The sequence below is a fragment of the Dyadobacter luticola genome (assembly GCF_005860805.1).
In the GTDB taxonomy this organism is placed as follows: domain Bacteria; phylum Bacteroidota; class Bacteroidia; order Cytophagales; family Spirosomataceae; genus Dyadobacter; species Dyadobacter luticola.
The window spans coordinates 1,355,787-1,373,939 of sequence record NZ_VCEJ01000002.1 but is presented as its reverse complement, the minus strand read 5'-3'; the positions used below and the strand labels follow the sequence as shown (position 1 = coordinate 1,373,939).

At 46.3% G+C, this 18,153-nt stretch carries 12 protein-coding genes; 6 read left to right on the top strand and 6 right to left on the bottom strand.

Annotated features, from left to right (window positions below; translation table 11 throughout):
* Positions 1 to 167: 167 nt before the first annotated feature.
* Positions 168 to 2,939 (top strand): bifunctional aconitate hydratase 2/2-methylisocitrate dehydratase, encoded by a 2,772-nt coding sequence (locus FEN17_RS05780; protein ID WP_138364328.1) that lies wholly within the window; start codon positions 168 to 170, stop codon positions 2,937 to 2,939.
* Positions 2,940 to 2,995: 56 nt separating this feature from the next.
* Positions 2,996 to 5,263 (top strand): aconitate hydratase, encoded by a 2,268-nt coding sequence (locus FEN17_RS05775; protein ID WP_138364327.1) that lies wholly within the window; start codon positions 2,996 to 2,998, stop codon positions 5,261 to 5,263.
* A 77-nt stretch (positions 5,264 to 5,340) separates the two neighbouring features.
* Here FEN17_RS05775 and lspA read toward each other — a convergent pair whose 3' ends face one another.
* A complete protein-coding gene (gene lspA / locus FEN17_RS05770; protein WP_138364326.1) occupies positions 5,341 to 5,853 on the bottom strand; it encodes a signal peptidase II in 513 nt (170 codons plus the stop codon).
* On the bottom strand, positions 5,853 to 6,539 hold the full coding sequence (locus FEN17_RS05765; RefSeq protein ID WP_138364325.1) for a 3-keto-disaccharide hydrolase: 687 nt from the start codon (positions 6,537 to 6,539) through the stop codon (positions 5,853 to 5,855). Before FEN17_RS05765 ends, lspA begins: the two co-directional genes overlap by 1 nt.
* A gap of 143 nt (positions 6,540 to 6,682) precedes the next feature.
* On the opposite strand from FEN17_RS05765, the gene FEN17_RS05760 reads away from it, so the two are divergent.
* Complete coding sequence (locus FEN17_RS05760) at positions 6,683 to 8,503, top strand: M61 family metallopeptidase (protein ID WP_138364324.1); 1,821 nt, start codon at positions 6,683 to 6,685, stop codon at positions 8,501 to 8,503.
* 48 nt (positions 8,504 to 8,551) lie between these two features.
* Here FEN17_RS05760 and FEN17_RS05755 read toward each other — a convergent pair whose 3' ends face one another.
* The 3 genes from FEN17_RS05755 to FEN17_RS05745 all read right to left on the bottom strand — a co-directional run bounded on the left by FEN17_RS05755 (position 8,552) and on the right by FEN17_RS05745 (position 14,427).
* Complete coding sequence (locus FEN17_RS05755) at positions 8,552 to 12,175, bottom strand: CotH kinase family protein (RefSeq protein ID WP_171037846.1); 3,624 nt, start codon at positions 12,173 to 12,175, stop codon at positions 8,552 to 8,554.
* Positions 12,176 to 12,393: 218 nt separating this feature from the next.
* Positions 12,394 to 13,170, bottom strand: a complete 777-nt coding sequence (locus FEN17_RS05750) for a TIGR03915 family putative DNA repair protein (RefSeq protein ID WP_138364322.1) — start codon at positions 13,168 to 13,170, stop codon at positions 12,394 to 12,396.
* Positions 13,171 to 14,427: a putative DNA modification/repair radical SAM protein gene (locus FEN17_RS05745; RefSeq protein WP_138364321.1), complete on the bottom strand. Its 1,257-nt coding sequence runs from the start codon at positions 14,425 to 14,427 to the stop codon at positions 13,171 to 13,173.
* Between the two features lie 144 nt (positions 14,428 to 14,571).
* Here FEN17_RS05745 and FEN17_RS05740 point away from each other — a divergent pair, with 144 nt between their 5' ends.
* Positions 14,572 to 15,321, top strand: coding sequence for a thioredoxin family protein (locus FEN17_RS05740; RefSeq protein ID WP_138364320.1), 750 nt, complete (start codon positions 14,572 to 14,574; stop codon positions 15,319 to 15,321).
* On the opposite strand, the gene FEN17_RS05735 is transcribed toward FEN17_RS05740, so the two are convergent.
* A complete protein-coding gene (locus tag FEN17_RS05735; protein WP_138364319.1) occupies positions 15,322 to 16,119 on the bottom strand; it encodes a GNAT family N-acetyltransferase in 798 nt (265 codons plus the stop codon).
* 89 nt (positions 16,120 to 16,208) lie between these two features.
* Between FEN17_RS05735 and FEN17_RS05730 the strand changes: the two genes are divergently transcribed.
* Together FEN17_RS05730 and FEN17_RS05725 are read left to right on the top strand one after the other, a co-directional pair.
* Positions 16,209 to 17,048, top strand: coding sequence for a sulfurtransferase (locus FEN17_RS05730; RefSeq protein WP_138364318.1), 840 nt, complete (start codon positions 16,209 to 16,211; stop codon positions 17,046 to 17,048).
* Between the two features lie 115 nt (positions 17,049 to 17,163).
* The gene (locus FEN17_RS05725; protein ID WP_138364317.1) at positions 17,164 to 18,153 is read left to right on the top strand and encodes a helix-turn-helix transcriptional regulator; all 990 of its coding nucleotides are present in this window, start codon (positions 17,164 to 17,166) and stop codon (positions 18,151 to 18,153) included.

Here is an 18,153-nt window from a genome sequence, read left to right as displayed (position 1 = left end):
ACAAAAAAAATAATGGTCGGGTTATTTAAATGTAGCTGTATATATAATGATGCTAAATAGTTGTGAAATTGGCGCTGAAACCCCTCGTATATTGGGTAAATTTGTAAGTTCGCGTGTTTTATTTCACAGATTGAAAAAGTAAAAAGAGGCGTCGAAAAATTTCTATCATGAACATTTATAAGGATTACATCAAGGAGATTGAGGAAAGAAAAACTCTGGGTCTTCACCCAAAACCTATTGACGGTGCGGAATTGCTGGGAGAAATTATTGCTCAGATTAAAGATCCCGAAAACGAATACCGGGAAGACTCCCTCAAATTTTTTATCTACAACACATTACCAGGCACGACCAGTGCTGCCGGTGCGAAAGCCAGGTTTTTAAAAGAAATCATTCTTGGAGAATCTGTCCTGCCGGAAATATCGCCTGCATTTGCATTTGAGCTTTTGTCGCACATGAAAGGCGGCCCGTCCATTGGCGTTTTGCTTGACCTTGCGTTGGGTGAAAACATCGACATTGCAAAACAAGCTGCCGAAGTACTTAAAACGCAGGTTTATCTCTACGACGCCGACACCGACCGGTTGAAAGAAGCATTTAAAAACAATAACCCGGTGGCCATCGACCTGCTTGAAAGTTATGCGAAGGCCGAGTTTTTCACCAAACTGCCGGAGGTTCCCGAAGAAATCAAGATAGTTACATTTATAGCCGGCGAAGGCGACATTTCAACCGATTTACTTTCCCCTGGCAACCAGGCACATTCACGTTCCGACCGCGAGTTGCACGGTCAATGTATGATCACGCCGCAGGCGCAGCAGCAGATCAAAGCTTTGCAGGCGGAACATCCTGACAAAAGCGTCATGCTGATCGCCGAAAAAGGCACGATGGGCGTAGGCTCGTCGCGGATGTCGGGTGTGAACAATGTGGCGCTTTGGACTGGAAAACAAGCTAGCCCATATGTTCCTTTTGTAAACATTGCCCCGATTGTCGGCGGTACAAATGGTATCTCCCCGATTTTCCTTACAACCGTCGACGTCACTGGCGGAATTGGAATAGACCTGAAAAACTGGGTTAAAAAAGTGGATGAAAACGGCAATGTTGTCCGCAACGAAAATGGTGATCCGATTCTCGAAGAAGTATATTCGGTGGCAACGGGCACTGTTCTGACCATTAATACACAAACCAAAAAACTATACAAAGGCGAGCAGGAGCTCATCGACATTTCGAAAGCGCTCACGCCGCAGAAAAAGGAATTCATCCGTGCTGGCGGATCTTACGCGATTGTTTTTGGTAAAAAGATACAAACGATCGCCGCGAAGATCCTTGGCATCGAACCTACGCCTGTTTTTGCGCCTTCCAAAGAAATTTCCAATGAAGGCCAGGGACTTACGGCCGTTGAAAAAATATTTAACAGAAATGCGGTGGGTACCACGCCGGGTAAGGTTTTACACGCCGGTTCCGATGTACGCGTAGAAGTGAACATTGTCGGTTCGCAGGATACCACCGGTTTGATGACCTCGCAGGAGCTGGAATCAATGGCGGCTACCGTGATTTCGCCGATTGTTGACGGTGCATACCAGTCGGGTTGTCACACAGCTTCGGTTTGGGATAAAAAAGCGCAGGCCAACATTCCGAAACTGATGAAGTTCATGAATGATTTTGGTCTGATCACCGCGCGTGACCCGAAAGGAGAATATCACTCAATGACAGATGTGATCCATAAAGTTTTGAATGATATTACTGTTGACGAGTGGGCAATCATTATCGGCGGCGACTCGCATACCAGAATGTCAAAAGGTGTAGCATTCGGCGCTGACTCGGGAACAGTTGCGCTCGCGCTGGCTACCGGAGAAGCTTCCATGCCGATCCCAGAGTCTGTGAAAGTTACATTCAAAGGTGATATGAAAGGCCACATGGATTTCCGCGATGTGGTGCATGCTACCCAGGCGCAGATGCTCCAAAAATTTGGCGGTGAAAACGTTTTCCAGGGCCGCATTATCGAGGTACACCTGGGCACCTTACCAGCCGACCAGGCATTTACATTTACCGACTGGACTGCTGAAATGAAGGCGAAAGCGTCCATTTGTATTTCCGAGGATGATACGCTGATCGAATCATTGGAAACTGCAAAACGCCGGATCCAGATCATGATCGATAAGGGTATGGACAACCACAAGCAGGTGCTACAAGGTTTGATTAATAAAGCCGATAAGAGGATTACAGAAATCAAATCCGGCGAGAAACCAGCATTGACACCGGATGCAAATGCCAAGTATTATGCAGAAGTGGTGGTAGACCTGGATGTGATCGTGGAACCAATGATCGCGGATCCGGATGTGAACAACAAAGACGTTTCCAAAAGATATACCCACGATACCATCCGCCCGATTTCTTTTTATGGCGATGATAAAAAGGTGGATCTTGGTTTTGTGGGTTCCTGCATGGTGCATAAGGGAGATTTAAAAATTGTCTCTCAAATGTTGAAAAACATTGAGGAGCAGCAGGGTAAGGTGGAATTTCACGCCCCGCTCGTGGTGGCAGCACCTACTTATAATATTGTAGAAGAACTCAAAAGTGAAGGTGACTGGGACGTGTTGCAACGTTATTCCGGCTTCGAATTTGATGACAATGCACCGAAAGTAGCCGCACGCACTGAGTACGAAAATATGATGTACCTTGAACGTCCGGGCTGTAACCTCTGCATGGGTAACCAGGAAAAAGCAGCGAAAGGTGATACGGTACTGGCCACTTCAACCCGCCTTTTTCAGGGCAGGGTGGTGGAAGATTCGGAGCGCAAAAAGGGAGAGTCGCTGCTGGCATCCACGCCGGTGGTGGTTTTGTCTGCTATACTTGGGCGCATCCCAAACATTGACGAATACAAAGCGGCTGTAGTGGGTATAGACCTGACCAAGTTCGCACCTCCGGTGAAGCAATTGAGCAGATAACTGCTGCTGGTACAGTTGTTGACGCGAGTGCATTTGTAAGCATTAATTTAATTACTATGGCTTTTGACTTAGATATGATTAAGGGCGTTTATGCCCGAATGCAGGAAAGAGTAGAAGCTGCTCGTAGAATTGAAGGGCGGCCTTTGACCTTGGCAGAGAAAATTCTGTATTCTCACTTATGGGAAGGTACCCCGACCCAGGTTTACGAGCGAGGAAAATCGTACGTGGATTTCGCGCCGGACCGTGTTGCCATGCAGGATGCAACTGCCCAGATGGCGCTTTTGCAGTTTATGCAGGCAGGCCGTCCCCAGGTAGCGGTTCCATCAACCGTACATTGCGACCACCTGATCCAGGCGGAAGTAGGCGCGGTGGAAGATTTGAAAACAGCCGTCGATAAAAATAAGGAGGTGTACGATTTTCTTTCTTCCGTTTCCAATAAATATGGATTGGGTTTTTGGCGTGCAGGCGCGGGGATCATTCACCAGGTAGTGCTTGAAAATTATGCATTTCCGGGTGGCATGATGATCGGTACGGATTCTCACACACCTAATGCAGGTGGTTTGGGAATGATCGCAATCGGTGTCGGCGGCGCGGATGCTTCTGATGTGATGTCAGGATTGGCGTGGGAGTTGAAAATGCCACGTTTGATCGGTGTAAAACTGACTGGGAAACTAAGCGGCTGGACGGCAGCAAAAGATGTAATCCTTTGGGTTGCAGGGCAGTTGACTGTAAAGGGCGGTACCGGATACATTGTAGAATATTTCGGTGAAGGTGCGGAAAGCATTTCAGCAACCGGAAAAGCAACCATCTGTAACATGGGTGCTGAAATCGGGGCAACTACTTCGATTTTCGCTTACGATCAGAGAAGCGCTGCGTATTTGAGAGCGACTGAAAGAGCGGAAATTGCCGACGCGGCTGATGCAGTAAAAGAATATCTTCGTTCTGATAATGAGGTATATAATGACCCGGCTACATATTATGATCAGCTGATCGAACTGGATCTTTCCACATTAGAGCCACATATCAACGGACCATTTACGCCGGATTTGGCGTGGCCGCTTTCCAAATTCGCCACGGCGGTGAAAGAAAATGGCTGGCCGGAAGTGCTTTCTGTCGGCTTGATCGGTTCCTGCACCAACTCTTCTTATGAAGATGTGAGCCGCGCGGCTTCTCTGGCGAAACAGGCAGTTGATAAAAAGCTGAAAGTGAGTTCAGAATATACGATTACGCCTGGTTCCGAGCAGGTTCGATATACGGTAGAGCGTGACGGTTTCCTCGATACATTCGCACAGATCGGCGGCGTAGTACTTGCCAATGCATGCGGACCTTGTATCGGACAGTGGGCACGCCACGGTGCTGAAAAAGGGGAGAAGAACTCCATTATCACCTCTTTCAACCGTAACTTCTCCAAACGTGCCGACGGTAACCCGAACACGCATTCATTTGTAGCATCTCCGGAAATCGTGACCGCGATGGCCATCGCCGGACGGCTTACTTTCGATCCGCGGGTGGATAAGTTGGTCAATACCGACGGTGTCGAAGTGCTACTAGACGAGCCGACTGGTCTTGAATTGCCCACAAGAGGTTTTGCAGTAGAAGATGCTGGCTATCAGGCTCCGGCGGAGGATCCTTCGCAGGTGCAGGTTTTGGTAAGCCCTACATCTGATCGTTTGCAGCTGCTTGCGCCTTTCCCGGAATGGGAAGGGACAGATTTGAAAGGTTTGAAACTGCTGATTAAAGCGAAAGGTAAGTGTACGACTGACCACATTTCGATGGCGGGTCCCTGGCTGAAATACCGAGGTCACCTGGACAACATTTCGAACAATATGCTGATTGGCGCGGTGAATTTTTATAACGAAAAAACCAACACCGTAAAAAATCAGCTGACGAACCAATACAGTGAAGTGCCTGCGGTACAGCGCGATTACAAGGCGCATGGAATCGGTACCATTGTGGTAGGTGACGAAAATTATGGTGAAGGTTCATCCCGCGAGCACGCAGCGATGGAACCACGTTTCCTGGGCGTACGCGCGATTCTGACCAAATCATTTGCCCGTATTCACGAAACCAACCTGAAAAAACAAGGTATGCTGGCATTAACGTTTTCCAGCACAGCTGATTACGATAAAATTCAGGAAGACGATACGATTGATATCACAGGTCTGGAAACTTTTGCAGAAGGACAACCGCTGACGATCGTGCTGCATCACAGTGACGGTACCAGCGAAGAATTCCCTGTGAACCATACCTACAACAGCCAGCAGATTGAGTGGTTTAAAGCGGGTTCCGCATTAAACATTATCCGCAAATCAGTAGGCGCATAAGTTTTATTGAAGTAAATTAAAAAGGCTCTGGATTCATTTCCAGAGCCTTTTTAATTTACTATATGCTAAATTGTAACCTACCTGAACATTCGTGCCTTTTGCCTGGAATACGATTGGATCAAAAAAATAAACATGCCCGTCATTATTGAAACATCGGCCATATTAAAAATGCCGGTCTGGAAAAAGCCCAGGTTGATGTGCATAAAATCCGTTACCGAGCCGTGCACCAATCGATCGTAAATATTGCCGATCCCGCCGCCGATGGCGAAGCTAAGTGCCAGCGCACTCAGCAATGTTAAATTCTTTTTTAAAAAAATGTAAAGAATCCCGAATGTCAGCGCAATCAGGGGAATCACGGACAAAATAATGATCTTCGCAGCATCGGGAAGCCCGCTGCCCAGGCTCAGAAATGCACCCGGATTTTCGACATACGTGATCGTAAAGTAATCCCGAATGATCCTGCGTGTTTCGTAAAAGCCGATATTTTGCCTGACAACATTCTTTGAAATCTGATCGCAGCCAATGTTTGCGACCAGAATAATAAAAATGAGAATATTCCTGAAAATTCTGTTGGAAGCGAATTTGGACATTATTTGGACAATGCTTTGATAGGCGTAATCTTGATCTCTTTGAACTCAACTTCGGAACCTTCGGACTGCAATGCAAGCTGGCCGGTTTGCGCCGTGGCGTCGTAACCATAGTTGACCATCACACCATTCAGCCACACTTTGATTGAGTTTTTAACACATTCAATCACCATCGAATTCCATTCTCCGAGTGGCTTTTCGGTTCCGTCGGTCAGGTTAGGTACCCTTCTGAGCTTGTCACCATTGACACCCCATTTTTCCTTCGGGCCGCGTCTTTTTTCCATATCCGGCACCGTAATGTCTTCCTGGATACACCAGAAATCTCCCGCATTTTCGTGCATCATCTGCACTTCGATGGATTTTGGAAACATTTCATACAAGTCCCTGGGTTTTGATACGAACACCAGCGCGCCACAATTACCAGGCTTGCCGGCAAATCGGTACTGAAATGTCCAGCGGAAGTTATCGTATTTGGCATCGGTAATGAGGTGGCCGCCCGGCTCGCCGAGGCTCACAAGCAAACCGTTTCTGACTAAAAACGGATTTCTCGCGTTCGGGTTTTTGTCCATTTCGGGAACATCTATGTGCCACCCTTTCAGGTCTTTACCATTAAAAAGTGTTTTAGACTGACTTCTGGATTGGTAAACATTTAAAAGAATGAGAGCAGCAAAAAGAAATAATTTCTTCATCGGATACCAGGAAATTTTCAGTTTTAAAAAGGATTTGGAACGGAAAAATTAGTAATAATAACCTTCAAACAGATGCCCGGCAGGAAAATATAAAAGTTATGCTTTAAATTGAGCCGGCACATGATCCATTTTTACACCTCAAAATGAACCGAAAGTTATATTATCTCTGTACGCTGCTGGCAGTCTCGCACTTGTCAGATGCGCAAAAAATCAGTTACGAATTGTCATTCCCAAATCTGGTGCACCACGAAGCCAGCATTGCGGTAACCGTGACCGACGCGCCGCAAAAGGAACTGACATTTCGTATGAGCAGATCCTCGCCGGGCAGATATGCGACGCATGAGTTCGGAAAAAATATTTACCAGGTGTCCGCGTCGGATAAGTCTGGCGCAAAGCTGCCGATTGAGCGGGTTGACGGGGATGTTTATAAAATTTCGGGCATTAATGGTTTCGCCAAAGTACAGTACACTTTGTACGCCAACCACCCCGACGGTACCTATGCAGGGATCGATCAAAACAGCATTCATTTAAATTCACCAGCCACGTTTTTGTGGGTGAAGGAATTGCAGAAAGCGCCGATTGAGGTCAAATTTAATGTTCCTCAGGATAAAAAATGGACGATTGCCACGCAGCTAAAAATCACCAAGGATGCTCAGGTTTTCACCGCACCCGATTTGCAATACCTCATGGATTCGCCTATTAAAATTGGTAAGCTGATCGTGAAGGAGTGGACGCTGGACAATCCGGGGCAGAAAAAATCGCAGTTCAGGCTGGCAATGGAAATTACTGCGAATGATTCACTGGCAACTGGTTTTGCCTCAAAGGTGAAACGCATTACGCAGGAAGCGCAGGCGGTTTTTAGTGAGTTTCCGGCTTTTGATCCTGGTTATTATACCTTCCTGGCCAGCATTAATCCTTATGTAAAAGGCGACGGTATGGAGCATCGCAACAGCACGATGATTTCCATTCCTACTACTTTTAATGCCTCCAATAATCTGCTGGACGTTTTTGCGCACGAATTTTTCCACACCTGGAATGTTGAGCGCATCCGGCCGAAAACATTGGAACCATTTAATTTTGAAAAAAGCAATATGAGTTTTGAGCTGTGGTTTGCGGAAGGATTCACGCAATACTACGGCGGTTTATTGGTAGAAAGATCCGGTTTTGAGTCGCCGGAAGAATACTGTCAAACATTGACTGCCCTGGTAAATAGCAAGGAAAATACCGTGGGTGCTAAACGCATTTCACCCATGGAGGCGAGCAATCAGGCAGTCTTTGTGGATGCTGGCGTGGCCGTCGACAAGACAAATTACCCAAATACCTATACTTCTTACTATCCATATGGCGGCGCGATCGCATTGGCGCTTGATCTGGAATTACGCAGAGAAGGCCTTACGCTAGACGATTTTATGAAAGCAGTCTGGCAAAAACATGGCAAACCGGAAATTGCCTACAATGTTCCCGACTTGCAGGCGGTGCTCGAAACTTACTCCAAAGACAAAGCTTTTGCCGCAGATTTTTTTAAAAAATATGTATTCGGCCACGAATCAATCAACTACGCTCCTTTGCTTCAAATGGCAGGAATGCGGGTAAAAAGACGGTTTGAAGGCCAGGCTTGGATTGGGGAGCTACGCTACAAAGAAGGCGCCGAGCTGACCATCGCGAGCAATACCATTATTGGTACGCCGCTGTATGATGCCGGGCTGGATATCGATGACCAGATCCTGAAAATTGATGGCAAAACGGTAGGGTCGGAAGCCGCCATGCTGGCTCTGCTTAAATCCTATAAACCCGGTGAGAAAGTTTCGATCGATTACACGCACAGAGGCGAGGTGAAACTTGGCATGCTCACATTGATTGAAAATCCGAGATTGTGGGTGGAGCTCAACGAAACCGCAAACCTGCCCGTGACGGAGGAAATGAAGAAGTTTAGAAAAGATTGGCTGGACGGAAAAAGCAAATAAAAAAGAGGCTGGATTTTGGTCCAGCCTCTAAAAATCAGTCAGGTGTTATTAATGCATCAGTAGCAGTTTCTTTCTCTCGATCACATTTCCGTTTCTGATGATGAGCAGGTAATCGCCGGAAGTTGCACCGGGCAAGCTGATTTTTTCATGGTGCCTGCCATTTCCTTTTAACTTTTTGGTTAACCAAATCCTGCCCTGAATGTCAGTCACGACGAGCGTAGCTTCTTTCCCTTTTTCCAGATTGAAATTGACCTCAAAATCAGCTGGCGAAGGATTCGGGAAAACCAGCAGCTTCTCTTCGGATGTTGCGTGTTCGGCAACTGGCTGCTCCATGCTCATTCGCGCCGAACTTCCGCCACCCATAATGCAGATTTTGTCCTGGCGGAGCGAAGGTCCGGACAATCCCTGGATCCGAATTGTGTTGCTACCTTTTACTAGTGCAATGTTCATTTCCTCCTCCCGGTTTACAATGTTCCAAGAGTAAGTCGAAGGCAGCTGCACCGACTGGATTACCGTATTGCCATTTACCGAAATACGTGCCGACGGCGAGCCACTCGCGAAGTAGGTGATTTTCAACTTATAGGTTCCGGCAGCAGGCACATTATCAACCACATAGTCAACATAATGATCGAAATTGTTCTGATCACCACGCGTTTTCCTGCCCGAAGCATTCGGATCGCCGCTGATAGGTCCGTTTCCATTTGAATTTTCGGCTTCGAGACAAACATTAATCGGCTGCCCGGTCGGTTCTTCAGTACCCGGGTCTTCGGAACCTGGATCTTCCGTAGTGGGCTGACAATTTGAAACCGTGATAGAAACACTGGTCGTTTGGTTACTGCAACCTGATTTGGAAGCAGTTAACTGATAATTAAATGTCCCGTTGATAGCAGGCGAAGTTATGTTGATCGATTTTCCGGATTGATTAATACCATTTCCGGACCACTGATAACTTACCGCGTCACAATCCCCACCTGAACATCCCGCGGTCAATGTCAATGCTGTAGAGCAGGATGGGGTAGTGGTGGATGCGCCGGCTGTGACATTGAAATTGCAAGTCACCGGATTCTGCGGTGTCATTGTTCCTTCGCCGATTACGCAGATCTTATCCTGGCGCAGTGCCGCGCCAGACAGTCCCTGGATGCGGATTGTGTTATTCCCCTGCACCAGCGCAATGTTCATTTCCTGCTCGCGGTTGACGATATTCCACGAGTGTGTCGAAGGTAACTGCATCGACTGGGTTACCGTATTACCATTGACTGAAATGCGTACAGCCGGTGTTCCGCTGGCGAAATAGGTGATTATCAGCTTGTAAGTTCCAGCGGATGGAACACCATTTACAACATAATCTACATAGCGGTCATAATTATTCTGATCACCGCGTGTCAATGTACCGGAGGCATTCGGATCACTGCTGATTGAACCATTACCATTGGAGTTTTCAGCTTCTACGCAAACATTGATGGGTTGTCCGGTCGGTGGCTCCCCGGTGCCTGGATCTTCTGAGCCCGGATCTTCAGTAGGGGGTTGGCAGCTGGACACCGCCACGGAAATGCTGGCATTTTTATTTTCACAACCCGTTTTAGAGGTAGTTAACTGATAGATAAATGTTCCATTGGTAGCAGGTGAAGTGATGTTGACCGATTTTCCAGTCTGATTAATCCCGTTTCCTGTCCACTGATAACTTACCGCATCGCAGTCGCCGCCTGAGCATCCTGCGGTTAGCGAAAATGCCGTTGAGCACGATGGGGTGGTGGTTGAAGCACCGGCTGTGATGCTGAAATTGCAGGTCACTGGTTGTTGCGGCGTAGTCGTTCCAGCTCCGGTCACGCAGATTTTGTCTTGGCGCAATGCCGCTCCGGGCAATCCCTGAATACGGATCGTATTATTTCCCTGCACCAGCGCGATGTCCATTTCCTGCTCCCGGTTGACAATATTCCAGGAATGCGTCGAAGGCAATTGCACCGACGAAATCACCGGGTTACCATTGACCAAAATGCGGACGGTCGGTGTTCCGCTGGCGAAATACGTGATTTTCAGCTTATAGGTCCCGGCTGACGGAACACCATTAACTACGTAATCAACATACCGGTCATAATTGTCCTGATCGCCCCGCGTCAAAGTGCCGGAAGCATTCGGGTCACCGCTGATGGAACCGTTACCATTTGAATTTTCCGCTTCAAGACATACATCGACCGGCTCGGAAGTTGTTGGTGCGTCCGAGCAGTTGCCGGAGGTAAGCAGCGGGCAAAAATATTTGTCCAGCCAGGCGAGGCGCTGCGTGATGTAAGACAATGTATAATTCAATCCGCCTGAGCGATCGGACTGTCCGTATTTATCTTGCGAAACTATGTTGTCTCGCTCGTAAACCAGATTAGCATTGAGCTGATCGAAATTGGTATTAAACCGCTCTTTTAATGCGGCCTCTGAAAGTAAAGTCTGGCGTAGCGCAAAATACCGGGTGGCCAGTTTGTTTTTAAATCCGTCTGGATCCAGCTTTATCAAACGTTTGAATAAATTATTAGTCCGCTCGCCATCAGCGCCGCCGGCCCGGGTGCCATCTGGTTTGTAGCCCCAGGTCCCGTCCAGGTCCCAGGGTACGAAAAACCACGGTTGACCCTGATCATATCTCGCCACAAAAAAATTCTTTTCCGTATTGTCTTCGACCCGCAGCAGATTCAAAAAAATGAAATAATCAATCGCATTTTCCTGTTTGAGATTATTCCAGACCGTATTTTTAAATTCATCATCCGAAGTTTCGATCATGGATTTCAGGAAATTATAATGATTGGTCCAGTCACTCACATCCGGGTATTCGAGCTGCCAATTTTGCCAGTCGGTTGTGCCAGAAGCCGGTTTCGGGCCGCCCATCCCACCAAAGCTGGATGACAAAGACCAATCGTCTGCTTTGAAAAGTTCGCCGCGTGAACCGCTGCTATCTTCCTTTTTAAGTTGCAGCTGCTTCCTGTCCATATCTTCGCCCACCGCATACAGCCCGATATATGACTTATTCATAAAAACTTCCACGTATTTCATCCGGATCGAAGACAATGCTTTCGGCTCCTGGTCCGCATAGTAAACTTTATGCATATCGATCCAGAGCTTGTGGGAAATCACATTGTTCATGCGGATCTCTTCATTCCACATTCCAAAAAACAGCCAGCGTTTATCGCTTCTCAAACCGAGAATCGACTCGTCTCTATTCTTGCCGTTTGCATCCTTAAACTGGACACGGTAATTTTTTTTAGGGAAAAAAGTTGAGCTGTTACCTCTGATTCGGATCGCCATATTGGAATTCAAAACAGCGGTGGCAGGATCGGCGATGGTCAAACTTCCCGGAATTTCATCGTCGGGATTGATCTTGCCGGGGTCGGCAATGTTAAAATTGACTAGCGGAAATTTGGAAAAATAGAGCGCAAACGTATTACCATTTTCTGTTACCGTGAATTTTGTTGAAAAATTTAAACTCTGTACCAACTGCGGAAATGTAAAGGTCCGCGTCCCCATTTTCAGCTGGATCGGCAGCGTGGGATTCTGACCTACGTCCGGCAACTGGTTGCATACGATCAAGTGGCGGGATTCATCAATGTTGTACTTGTTTTCATCAATGAGGAGTTGAGCAGACGCCACCGACCAGGACACGATCAGCAGGATTAGTGATGTGACTTTTTTCATAATAGATAACATTTGTATGTGAGGAATACTTCGGCTGATAAGCCGATAGACATGACAAATGTATCCGTTCGTTGCGCCCGACTACTACCAAATAATCGTTTTGGGCAGCCATTTAATAATTACTACATCCTGAAAATTCTAAAAATATTTACAAATTCTACAACGTAGTTAGTAAAGTAGATAATTCTTATAGTACAAACTTGCGAAGTGTAGTACTACTACTCAAAATCTTGTTTTTCAGAAAGATACTTCCAATAACGCTTCGGAACGTGGCGGATATGCAGCTTCATATTCTTCCTGGTTGGAATGTTTGTGCTCTTGAAATAATCTTTCCAAAGCACCGTGTACAATTCTTCTTTCGGATCAAGCAGCTGCGCGGGAAGTGCATTCAGGTTGGACGACATTTCGGTAGCAAAGTCAAAAGTGACCTCTTGCACTTTTTCCAGATCGTAGAAAAGGCCATATTTTCTTTTCAGGTCGTAAATGATCCACTTCTGGTCTGCGTACCGTTTTTTAAAATGATCGATCAGTAGCGGCAGCACATTGAAATCGGGCTCGATATGTGCATAAAATGTTCCGTCGGTAGTTTTCTGAAACCGGATAAATGCTTCCATCCGATGTTTCTCACGATGTACTTTTTGCGCCATTTGCGAGACGGCCAGCACATAAGTATTGCCGTAATTTTCTTCCGCCCCGGCCGGATTGTCAATGATATACCTGGCGAATTCGAAAATATCCTGATACGCGCCGGGCTGTTCAGAAAGAAATGATTTATACATCCGCAGCATCCAATCTTTATTCAGCTTGGCCCTCAATCCTTTCCAAACCCTCTTTGCCTTTTCATCTTCGCTGATCACCGTAAATCTACGGTCGAAAACATCGGGCATATAATGTTCTTCGCTGACCAGTTTTACCACCTTCACTTTATTCTGATAGGCATAAAAGATGGCAGTCAGCAAACCTTCCAGCGTTCCGTCAAATACATAAAATTCCATTTAGAAAAGCGAAAGCTGGCTGATGGGTTTTTTCTGGTATTTGCTATGGCTTTCAGAAAGTATAATGCCTTTAAGATGCCCGGCCTCGAAATCCTGCATTTGCATCGGACTGTCGGCATACCGGATAAAATGTTTGGCTTTATTAAATGAAATGCCAATTTTTTTCAGATTATCCTGACGCAATTTTCCGAATTTCCTGGCTTGTACAATCTTCAAAGCCGACGTCACACCGATGCCAGGAACGCGCAGGATCATCCGGTAATCCGCCGTATTGATATCGACCGGAAATTGTTCGAGGTTCCGCAGCGCCCAGCTGAGTTTCGGATCAACATCCACTTCCAGATTTGGGTAAGCATCATTCACAATTTCCTGCACATTGAAACCATAAAAACGCATCAGCCAATCCGCCTGATAAAGCCGGTTTTCGCGAATTAAAGGGGGCTGGGTGCCAATCACGGGCAGCCGGTTATCGTAACTGATCGGGATGTAGCCGGAATAGTAAACTCTTTTTAAAGAGAAATTTTTATAAAAAGCATTCGCGGTATGCATGATTTCTTTGTCCGTATCCGGCGTCGCACCAATCACGATCTGTGTGCTCTGGCCTGCTGGAACAAATTTCGGGACGCTTTTAATAATCGCTTTTTCGTCCGAGAAAGTCGCAATACTTTTCTGAATGAAATTAAGCGGCTTTTTTACTTCCTCATGCGATTTCTCAGGCGCCAGCAATTTCAGGCCGGTTTCCGTAGGCATTTCCAGGTTAATGCTCATCCTGTCGGCATACATTCCGGCTTCTTTCAATAATTCCTCGCTTGCGCCGGGAATCGTTTTTAAATGTATATATCCATTAAAACGCTCTTCATCCCGCAGTTTTTTGACGATCCGCACAAGCCGCTCCATCGTATAATCCGCGTTTTTGAAGATCCCCGAACTTAAAAAAAGTCCCTCAATATAATTTCTCCGGTAAAAATTCATTGTCAGCTCCACCACTTCCTCCACCGTAAAAGCAGCCCGTTTGATATCATTGCTGCGACGTGAAACGCAAAAGGCGCAGTCGAAAATGCAGTGATTCGTCAGCAGGATTTTGAGTAGCGAAACACACCTGCCGTCCTCGGTATACGTATGACAAATACCCGTGCCCTCCGCGTCGCCCAAACCTTTATTCTCATTCTTTCTATTACTTCCGCTCGACGAGCAAGACACATCGTATTTCGCCGCATCAGCCAATATTCCCAGCTTTTCCCGAATCCTGTCGAACATATTAAATTTTCATTAAGTTATTTTTGCCTAAAATATCAAGGCCCGATTCTCAGTTATAGGAACGTTGAGGCGTTCGATTTTGTGCTCTAAAATATCAAATCTTTGATACTAATACAATCATTCTCTTTAAAATTTTCGTTTCGGATGAAAATTCATACTTCCGGAATTCCATTTTTATTGCTCTTTTCCATGCTTTCGGGCCTCGCATTTTGCCAGCCATCGGAGGAAAAAGTGACGCGGTATAATGGAAAAGTTAGTCAGCAGTTTGTGATGAACCGGGAGACTGTTATCATCAACCACGCGACGGGCAAGCGTATCAGCTACGAGGTATATGATGAAATGTTGAAGCGAAATCCGGGCACTTACCGGACTGTTCCGATTTTCGATAAATACGGAAAGCCGTCGTCATTTGAAGTTATCAGGAAAAGTCAGCTTTTGATCCAGGATAATGGTGCTGTGATGGAGAACGAGGATTTAATGCCGGAAATCGGCGAGCCGCTGGCGCCATTTGTGATGACGGGTTTGGACGGGAAAGAGTACAATTCTGAAAAATTAAAAGGCAAGTATATCCTGCTAGGCTTCTGGGTGAAATATGAAAAACCGCTGTATACATTGGCGAGTACGAAGGTGATTTCCAGTTTTATAGACGAAAATAAGAAGAAGGGGATCGAGATCGTTTCGCTGGGAACTACGCTGAATACCCAGGAAGAATGTTTTGAAGCGATCCCGAAACGCAACTGTGGCTTTATTCCTGTGCCCAATTCCTACGGTTTTAATCACCGATATAAGATCAGCGAAACGCCCTATTTTATCCTGGTCGACAAAAAAGGTATTGTAAAAGCGATGGCGCCGCACACAGAATTTTCGCGAATTAGTGAAATGGTGCTTCGGTGATTATCCAAGCTGCCCGCTGATCCTGTTAAAAATCTTGTCCGCTTTCCAAATTCTTTTTGTCCCCAAAAACATCCTGCGCGAGGTTTGAAATTGCGTGAAGCCATTTTCCTTTAAAAACTGGATCGCTGCAATATTAGATTCCGGTAATCTGGCTTCATCATTGGTCTGATTACGCAATTTCATCAATTCAAGTCCGGCTTGATTGGTAACGGCCATAATCGGATTATCTCCCCAATCCGGAATGTAGTAGCCCAAAACCTGAGCGTTTTCTACGTAAACGAAAGCGTTGGCAAGAAAATCAGAAAGTACGCCGGATCTTTCTTCCCCAGAAACTATTTTATCAACTTCAAAAATCCCTGCTTTCCATTTTTCTTCAGAAGGTAGAATCTGTTTGGAGATAACATGTTCTAACAAAGGCTTTTCTCTCCTGAAATGCAGGTAAAGTTCCTCCAATTCGAAACCGATTTTAAGGTAAACCGGAAAGCCAAATTCCGTCGCGTCCAGATAAATGGTTGGATATTTTGCACGGTCAAGTTCACTGATCAGGCTCAATGTCATCGCATTTCCTAATCCTTTCTTACGATGTTCCGGATGCGTAATAATGCAGGCCAGCCAGGCTGTGTCGCCGTGCAAAATGCTGGTCCCGATCGCCACAACTTCTCCGTTTTCAGCAATTTTGATCGGCTTGCAATGTTCCGATTTGATAAAATATTCAAATCTTGGGATCAGATTTCCCCAGGTAGGCGGTTGAAGTGCAGGAAGTTGTGCTAAATCTTCGGAGGTAAATTCGGTATGCATTCAAATCATGGCTTTTGAGAGCGCCAAATTATCATTTATCTCACAAAAAGTAACTTTCTTTATAACCCAAAAAAACAAGCTTTTAAGCTATGAACATTATCACCACGGAGCAACTTAGGTCGGTTATTGAAAATGAAAATCCGGTAATTGTGGATGCCAGAGGGGGTGGGGATGCGAGGGAGCGGTATCAGGCCGGGCATTTGGAACACGCATTGTTCGCAGATTTGGAGACAGATCTTTCGGAGAAATCGGCTAATGCAGCCGATGGAGGCCGCCACCCGCTGCCCCTGCCGGCGACATTTGGTGTGTTTCTTGGAAAACTCGGGATTTCACCCGAGAGGACAGTCGTGGTTTATGATGACAAAAAAGGTGCGAATGCTGCTGCCCGATTTTGGTGGATGCTGAAAGCGGCCGGCCATGAAAAAGTATATGTTGTGAGCGGTGGATTGGATTCAATTAAAAATGCGGGATTGCCGGTAACACAGGGTGAATTCAATGTTTCGGAAGCGACGGTTTATCCGATCTCAGATTGGAAGTGGCCGCTGGTTGACATTGACCTGGTATCAAAAACTTCCGCAGAAAAAGATTTTATGGTGATTGATGTCCGCGAACATTATCGCTACATAGGTGAAAGTGAACCGATTGATCTGGTGGCCGGCCACATTCCCGGAGCGGAAAATATTCCGTATACAAGTAATCTGGATGAGCAGGGAGAATTTCTTTCACCAGATAAATTAGCAGCAAAATACAAGGAAGCTCTGGGCGACCGCAAGCCCGGAAACGTGATCGTACATTGCGGCTCGGGCGTCACTGCCTGTCACACCTTACTGGCACTGGACGAAGCCGGGCTCTCCGGCGCAGCATTATATGTAGGCTCGTGGAGCGAATGGTCGCGGAATGACAAGCCGATTGCGCTCGGAAATAACTGAAAAATCCAGGCGAACGGATTTTGAAACGCGATTCAGTCCGTTCGCTAAATTGTTTTTTCTCCGCTTTTGGTATAGGAATATTTTTGCTGCTTCAATATTCCTGACACTTTAAGCCATGGTCATTCAATCCGACGAAATCATTGACCTCATCAGTCTACGAAAGCTGCAATCCCTCGATGCCAGGTTAGTGTCCGAGTCTCCCACCGATTTTACAAGCGGTTACCACGATAAAATAGGCAAGATCAGCTTTAAAAACTCGCTTTTTCCGCACATGCACATCATGAATTTGCGCTGGCAGACTGCGCAGGCGGTTGAAGTCCATGAAAGTGTTTCTTCCGAAAATATCAATATCAATTTCCATGTGAGCGGCAACCTGGATACGCGTTTTGCGGGGATCGGCCACGAGCTGAATATGCGTCCGGCAAAGCACAACCTCGTTTTTTCGCCGGAAGGCGGATTTGTCAATAAGGTCGGCGTAAATGCGTCCGTGGAAATGTTTCACGTCAGTCTGGAAAAGAATTTTTTTCTCCAGGCTTTGGGCTGCAATAATATATGGAGCGAAATGGTGCATCGCAACATTCAGCATAACCGGCCCTTTTCGGGCATTACCGGAACATTAGATACCACTCCGAATATGCAGCGGCTGATACACGAACTCCGGGAATCCAGGTGGAGCGGGCCTATGAGGAATCTCATGATCCAGTCAAAAATCCTGGAATTACTTGCGCTGCAAATGGACCAGTTTTCTTCAAACAATAAGATTGAAGAAGCATTGAAACCCGGCGAGCAGGAAAAGCTGCTGACATTAAAAATGTATCTGGAAACCCATTTTTTGGAAGACTTATCATTGACGGAACTGAGCCGTGTCTGCCTGCTGAATGAATTTAAATTAAAAAAAGGCTTTAAGGCTTTGTTTGGGGAAACGGTTTTTGGATATGTGCGGAAATTGCGGATGGATTATGCCCAAAAGTTGTTGCTGGATTGTTCCATGACCGTCGAAGAGGTTTCAGATGTGCTTGGTTATGAGCACGCTCAGCATTTTTCAACAGCATTTAAAAAATATGCTGGTGTAAATCCGTCCCAAATTTCAGGCCGTCGTAAATAG